General features: G+C 68.8%; 4 protein-coding genes and 3 pseudogenes. 3 read left to right on the top strand and 4 right to left on the bottom strand.

The window, feature by feature from the left end; translation table 11 throughout:
- Nucleotides 1-768 precede the first annotated feature (768 nt).
- Together ACZ7IB_RS48505 and ACZ7IB_RS48500 are read left to right on the top strand one after the other, a co-directional pair.
- Entirely contained in the window at nucleotides 769-897 is a 129-nt protein-coding gene (locus tag ACZ7IB_RS48505) for a hypothetical protein (RefSeq protein ID WP_470921728.1), read from the top strand.
- A gap of 448 nt (nucleotides 898-1,345) precedes the next feature.
- Nucleotides 1,346-1,465, top strand: a pseudogene (locus tag ACZ7IB_RS48500) (IS481 family transposase); the annotation flags it as partial.
- 80 nt (nucleotides 1,466-1,545) lie between these two features.
- Here ACZ7IB_RS48500 and ACZ7IB_RS48495 read toward each other — a convergent pair.
- Complete coding sequence (locus tag ACZ7IB_RS48495) at nucleotides 1,546-2,151, bottom strand: peptidase inhibitor family I36 protein (RefSeq protein ID WP_470921726.1); 606 nt, start codon at nucleotides 2,149-2,151, stop codon at nucleotides 1,546-1,548.
- Between the two features lie 198 nt (nucleotides 2,152-2,349).
- On the opposite strand from ACZ7IB_RS48495, the gene ACZ7IB_RS48490 reads away from it, so the two are divergent.
- Nucleotides 2,350-3,324, top strand: a complete 975-nt coding sequence (locus ACZ7IB_RS48490) for an AraC-like ligand-binding domain-containing protein (RefSeq protein ID WP_470921725.1) — start codon at nucleotides 2,350-2,352, stop codon at nucleotides 3,322-3,324.
- A 61-nt stretch (nucleotides 3,325-3,385) separates the two neighbouring features.
- Here the strand turns inward: ACZ7IB_RS48490 and ACZ7IB_RS48485 are convergent.
- The 3 genes and pseudogenes from ACZ7IB_RS48485 to ACZ7IB_RS48475 form a co-directional block, all read right to left on the bottom strand.
- Nucleotides 3,386-3,645 (bottom strand): annotated as a pseudogene (locus ACZ7IB_RS48485) (phosphoserine transaminase); the annotation flags it as partial.
- A 68-nt stretch (nucleotides 3,646-3,713) separates the two neighbouring features.
- Nucleotides 3,714-3,851: pseudogene (locus tag ACZ7IB_RS48480) on the bottom strand (IS5 family transposase); the annotation flags it as partial.
- 182 nt (nucleotides 3,852-4,033) lie between these two features.
- The gene (locus ACZ7IB_RS48475) at nucleotides 4,034-5,299 is read right to left on the bottom strand and encodes an IS701 family transposase (protein WP_470921723.1); all 1,266 of its coding nucleotides are present in this window, start codon (nucleotides 5,297-5,299) and stop codon (nucleotides 4,034-4,036) included.
- Nucleotides 5,300-5,457: the final 158 nt, after the last annotated feature.

The following is a 5,457-nucleotide window of genomic DNA, read 5'->3' as shown; positions in this document are numbered from 1 at the left end:
TCCGAGTAGTCCTTCATCGCCATCGGCGGTCTTCTCGCTTCCTCCGGATCAAGAAGATCCAGTATCAGCGTGTCCACCACTCAGGGGGAGGCCCCCATCGAACCTGCGATGAGGGTCATCACTGGCCCAACGGTTCAGCTTGGTCTGGATTTCCAGTACCCGGCGTTCCGCCTTGAGCAAGGCGTATTCCAGTTCGTCGGTATTCACCAACGACCTCCCGGCATTCCAGCATCCTTACTGCCGACTTGCTGGCCCCCTTCGCCATGTGCGGACCTCTCGTCCGCTCGGACTACTACGGGGCCTCCGCCCCATCCCGCGCCTTCGACAGACGACGCATCTATCCCATCGGCCCGGATGGATTCCGGGCCTTGGGAGCGACGCGGGACGGTTCCCGTGTTCACGGTGAATCGATCGATCAGTCCGGCATCCAGCTTTGCCCCGGCAGCATCGCCACGGATACGCCGCAGACTTTCGCCGTGGCCTCCCCACCGACACGCCAAGTCGGCTACGGAGTCAGTCCGTTCAGCGAACGGACTGTGCACTGCAACCCGGCCCATATCCACCAGATTTGAGCCGGTGCCACGCTTACGGAGCTTTACCACTGATTCCTCTCGTATGCCCTCTGATCTCGCTTGCCGGACCCGGCCCGTCTGGTAGTTCCGAGTAGTCCCGGCTTTGTCAGCGCTGCTTCCCGCCCTCCCCGGCGTCTCCCGGGTCGGACTGCGCTCAGCTCCCACCAGGCTGCTGCGACAACCCGGCGAGGAGGTCTTGCACCTCCCTCGATTCATCGCGCCTCACGGCGCACTGGCGCCTCGTGGCGCACCCACTCGATACGACAAACTCGCCGTCCGCTATGAGGCGACCGTCCTCATCGCGGCCATCAACGAGTGGCTGTGACCCACGCACATCAGCCCTGGCCTCTGCTGCGCCTTCCCTCTTATGCTGCGTGATCCACATCGTTCGGGGGATCATGAACTTCACGCGGTATCGCAGACCGTCGGCCTTGCTGCTGACGATGGCAGTCGCCCTCGGCGCTGTGGCCGTGGCCGGACTTGAGTCGGGAGACGGGGGCGCGCTGGTCCTGCTGATCGGGATCCGTGAGTACGTCCTGTTGCTGGGATGGCTCGCCCTGGCCGCGATGACCGGGGCAGTCCTCTTGGGGCTGACGAAGTCCTCGCTGCGCGTGCCTCTGGTCACCACGCTGCTCGTCATCGGCGCACCGACCTTGCTTCTCGGCGGCTTTGTCTCGGCTGCGTTCGGTGGCTCGGACGAGGAGGTGAGGACTGAGTCGGCCCCGGTCGCGGCGACCGCCAACTGCTCGTGGTGGCGCGGAGCGGCTCTCTTGAACAGCGAGCGGACCGAAGCCCTGGCAGACTTCCTCCACACCTACAACCACCACCGCTGCCACACCGCACTGGGCGGACACCCGCCCATCAGCCGCATCAACAACGCTCCGGGTCAATACACCTATGGGGTGGACCGTGCGCCCGACGGCCGGACGCGGCGCGTCCCTCGGGCGCGCCGCGTCGCTCTACGCCTCCGCCGTCAGCAGGGGCTCAGCCACGACACCCAGCCCCAGGGGGCGTGGCGGTCCTCGCTGTAGCCGCCCGGCGAGGTCCAGCCGAGGTTGCCGTTCGAGTCGTAGAACTTGGCGTACAGGGTGGAGCGCTGGTTGTTGATCCAGGAGCCGGTCCCGTTCCAGGGGATGTAGTTGAGGTAGTTGCAGGTGTACAGGCGCAGTTCGTCACCGGCGAAGTTCTCGTACGGGTAGGCGCACACATAGGTGTACGGGCAGCCGGCGGCCGCGCCGAGCCCCGCGTCCGGGGCGGTGAGGTCGCGGGCGTTCCGCTCGCCGGGGAGCGTGAGCAGCAGCTCACCGCCGCCCGCCAGGACGATCTTGTTGGCGCCGACCTGCGTCCCGGGCATCTTCGCCAGGTAGCCGTCGACCCGGGCCTGGAGGCCCTTCGCCTCGGTGCCGTTCAGCCCCGCGCTTCTGGCCTGGGCCGTGAAGTCGGTGCGGGCGCCCCGCGCGGCGTCGGCCGCTCCGGCGGAGGCGGGGGTGGCCACGAGGGCCAGGAGGGCCATCATAAGGGCGGCGAGGGCCTTCGCCCACCCGCCGGTCGGTAAGGATCCCTGCTTCGGCTTCATCATCGGGTCACCTCTGCTTCGTCCGTGGTCATGCGTCGGATCATCACTGTGGGGTGCGCGGGCCCCTCCCGTCGTTGGCGTCGTGCGCACGTTCCTTTCGCACCGAGTGCACGACCGCGGGGCAGGTTGACCGACTTCGCCCTATGCCCGCTGCCCGACCAGCCCCAACAATGGACGTGTCCACATCACGGAGGGGGGAGCGTGAACGGGCTCACTACGGTCTCCACCACGAGCGTCGGCGCACACGACGGCTTCGAGTGGTGGTCCCGGATGGTCGGCGACGCCATCATGCCCGTGGCCATCGCCAGCCCGTACGCCGACCGCTTCCGCGGCACCGCCACGGCGATCCGGCTGACCGACACCGAAGTCTCCGACTTCGCCTTCTCGCCGATGACCGCCCGGCGGGCCGCCGCCCACATCCGGCGCGCGGACCCCGAGCAGTACTTCCTCTTCCTCGTCCACGGCGGCCCGATCGGCATCGAGCAGCGCCGCAACAACACCCTGCTCACCGCGGGCGACATGGCGCTCTTCGACACCTCCCACCCGCTGAGCTGCGAGTTCCGGGACGACGGCCGGCTTTCGCACGTCAGTCTGCTGCGCCTCGCCAGGGCCACCCTGCCGCTGCCCCAGGACCGCGTCGACCAGCTGCTGGGCACCGCCCTTCCCGCCCGCACCGGGTCGGGAGCGCTGCTCGCCTCGTACCTCACCGGACTGCGCGCCGAGGCCGACCGGTGCGAGCCGGAGGAGCTGCGCCGGCTGGGCGCCGTCGCGCTCGCGCTCTCCGCGACGTTCCTCGCGGCCCGGACCGACAGCCCGGTCCCGACGGCCCACGAGACCCGGCACCAGGTCCTCCTCGCGCGGGTCCGCGCGTTCATCGAGGCCAACCTCGCCGATCCCGGCCTCGGCCCCGTCGCCGTCGCGGCGCACCACCACATCTCCGTTCGGCTGCTCCACCTGCTGTTCCGCGACGAGCCGGAGACGGTGGGCGCCACGATCCGCCGGCTCCGCCTCGAACGCAGCCGCGCCGACCTCGCGAACCCGGGCCTCGGTCACCGCCGGATCGGCGAGATCGCCGAGCGGTGGGGATTCCGTCACCAGGCGGACTACAGCAGGGCCTTCCGCCGCGCGTACGGGATGCCGCCGAGCGACTTCCGCAGACAGGTCCTGCCCGGGTGACGACGAAGGGCCCGGCGCCGGATGTGTTCCGGTGCCGGGCCCTTCGTATACCCAGAGGCCAGAGCTTCTCGATCATGTAGTCGGTGCAGGCCGTCAGGGCGCGGACGTCCGCCGGGTCGATCGCCGGGAACATCGCGATCCGCAGCTGGTTGCGGCCCAGCTTGCGGTACGGCTCGGTGTCGACGATCCCGTTCGCGCGCAGCACCTTCGCGACGGCCGCCGCGTCGATGTCGTCGGCGAAGTCGATCGTGCAGATGACCTGCGAGCGCTTCGTCGCGTCCGTGACGAACGGGGGGTCGCGTACTTGGACTCCTCGGCCCAGCCCGTGATCCCCGGGGCTCGGCGAAGGCACCACCCGGCGGTTCCTTCTGCAGGTCACCCTGCTTCCGGGCCCCGGCCGCATGCTGGTGGGCGCGACAGACCGTGGAGTCGACGCTCAGGTCCCACGTGATCGCACCCTTAGCGTCGGCCAGGGTCTGGAGCCGGGTGAGGGCCTGGTGCCAGGTTCCGTCCCGTTGCCAGCGCCGGAGTGAGATCTCCCCGCCCCATGAACCGAGATCATTCATCGCTCGAGATCCACTTTCGATACACGGCCCAGTAGGGCTTGGTCAGGTCGGTGTTGGTGTGGGTATGCCGCGGTGACAGGTGGGGCAGACGCCGGTCCATGTCGCGAGGATGGTCTGTAGCTCGCGGACGACGCGGTAGAGGCTCAGGCCGGCGCCGTTCCTTTTGGGGCTCTGGCCAGTCGCTGCAAAGTGCAGAAGGCATGCGCGACGGAGACGAGGGTGACGTGGTGGTGCCACCCGTTCCAGGTGCGGCCCTCGAAGTGGGCCAGGCCAAGGGCCTGTTTCATCTCGCGGTAGTCGTGTTCGATGCGCCAGCGGAGCTTGGCCAGGCGGACCAGGGTGGTCAGCGGGGTGTCGGTGGGCAGGTCGGAGAGCCAGAACTGGACAGGTTCGCCCTGGTCGGCCGGCCACTCGGCCAGGAGCCAGCACTCGGGTAGTTCCGGGCCGTCGCCGGCCTGCCGGACCTCGCGTCCGGCAGGCCGGATCCGCAAGGCCACGAACCGCGAGTACATCCGCTTGAAGCCGCTGCGGCCGGTGCCGGGCCGGGAGCCCTCACGCCGTTGCACCGGCTTCGCCGCCCTTCGGCCGGCGGCCATGACCAGCTGTTTCACCGACTGCGCCTTGTCCGGGTACTTCGCAGCCGGTGGGCGTCCGGTCCCGGAGTACGGCTCGGCCACCGGCGTGGCTTCGCCGGGCTGGGCCGACATGGTGGTCGAGATGCCCACCACGTAGTTGAGGCCGCGGGCCTGCAGGCCGAGGCGGAAGGCCGCGGCATCGCCGTATCCGGCATCCGCGATGGCCAGCGGCACCTCGACGCCCCACGAACGGGTCTCATCGAGCATGTCAAGCGCGAGTTGCCATTTCTCCACATGCCCGGTGTCCTCGGGGATACCGCAGGCGGTGCGGCGGGCGACCTTGTCCGGATCCGCCTTCACAGATCCGGGCGCCCAGGTCTCGGGCAGGAACAGCGGCCAGTCGACCGCCGCCGAGGCATGATCCGAGGCCATGTGCAGGGAGACGCCCACCTGGCAGTTGGTGACCTTGCCCGCGGTGCCGGTGTACTGCCGCGACACACACGCCGAGGCATTGCCGTCCTTGAGGAACCCGGTGTCATCGAAGACCAGCGCGGTGGGCCGGATCGCCTTTTCCATCCTCCAGGCCAGCCGGGCCCGCACATGCGCCGGATCCCACGGGCTGGTGGTGACGAAGTGGGCCAGAGCCTGACGGTTCCCGTCCTCGCCCAGCCGGGCAGCCATCGGCTCGACCGACTTGCGCTGCCCGTCCATGAGCAGGCCCCGTAGGTAGACCTGCCCCCACCGACGCTGGTCGTTCCTCGCGAACGGCTCGAAAACCTCCGCCGCGAAGCCCTCCAACTCACCACGTACAACGGCAATCTCGTCCGGAGTCACACCCTCTCAACGCAACACCGAGCCAGAAGGAAACGCTCACTACAACCGACCTGACCAAGCCCTACTAGGGCGTGTATCGAGTCGTGATCACCGGATGGTCGGGGTGAGGTCTTTGATCCAGATTATCGAGGCGCGCAGGTGGAGGCCGGCAAGGTAGC

The organism is Streptomyces sp. NPDC037301, from assembly GCF_055602785.1.
This window is presented reverse-complemented; position numbering and strand designations above follow the sequence as displayed.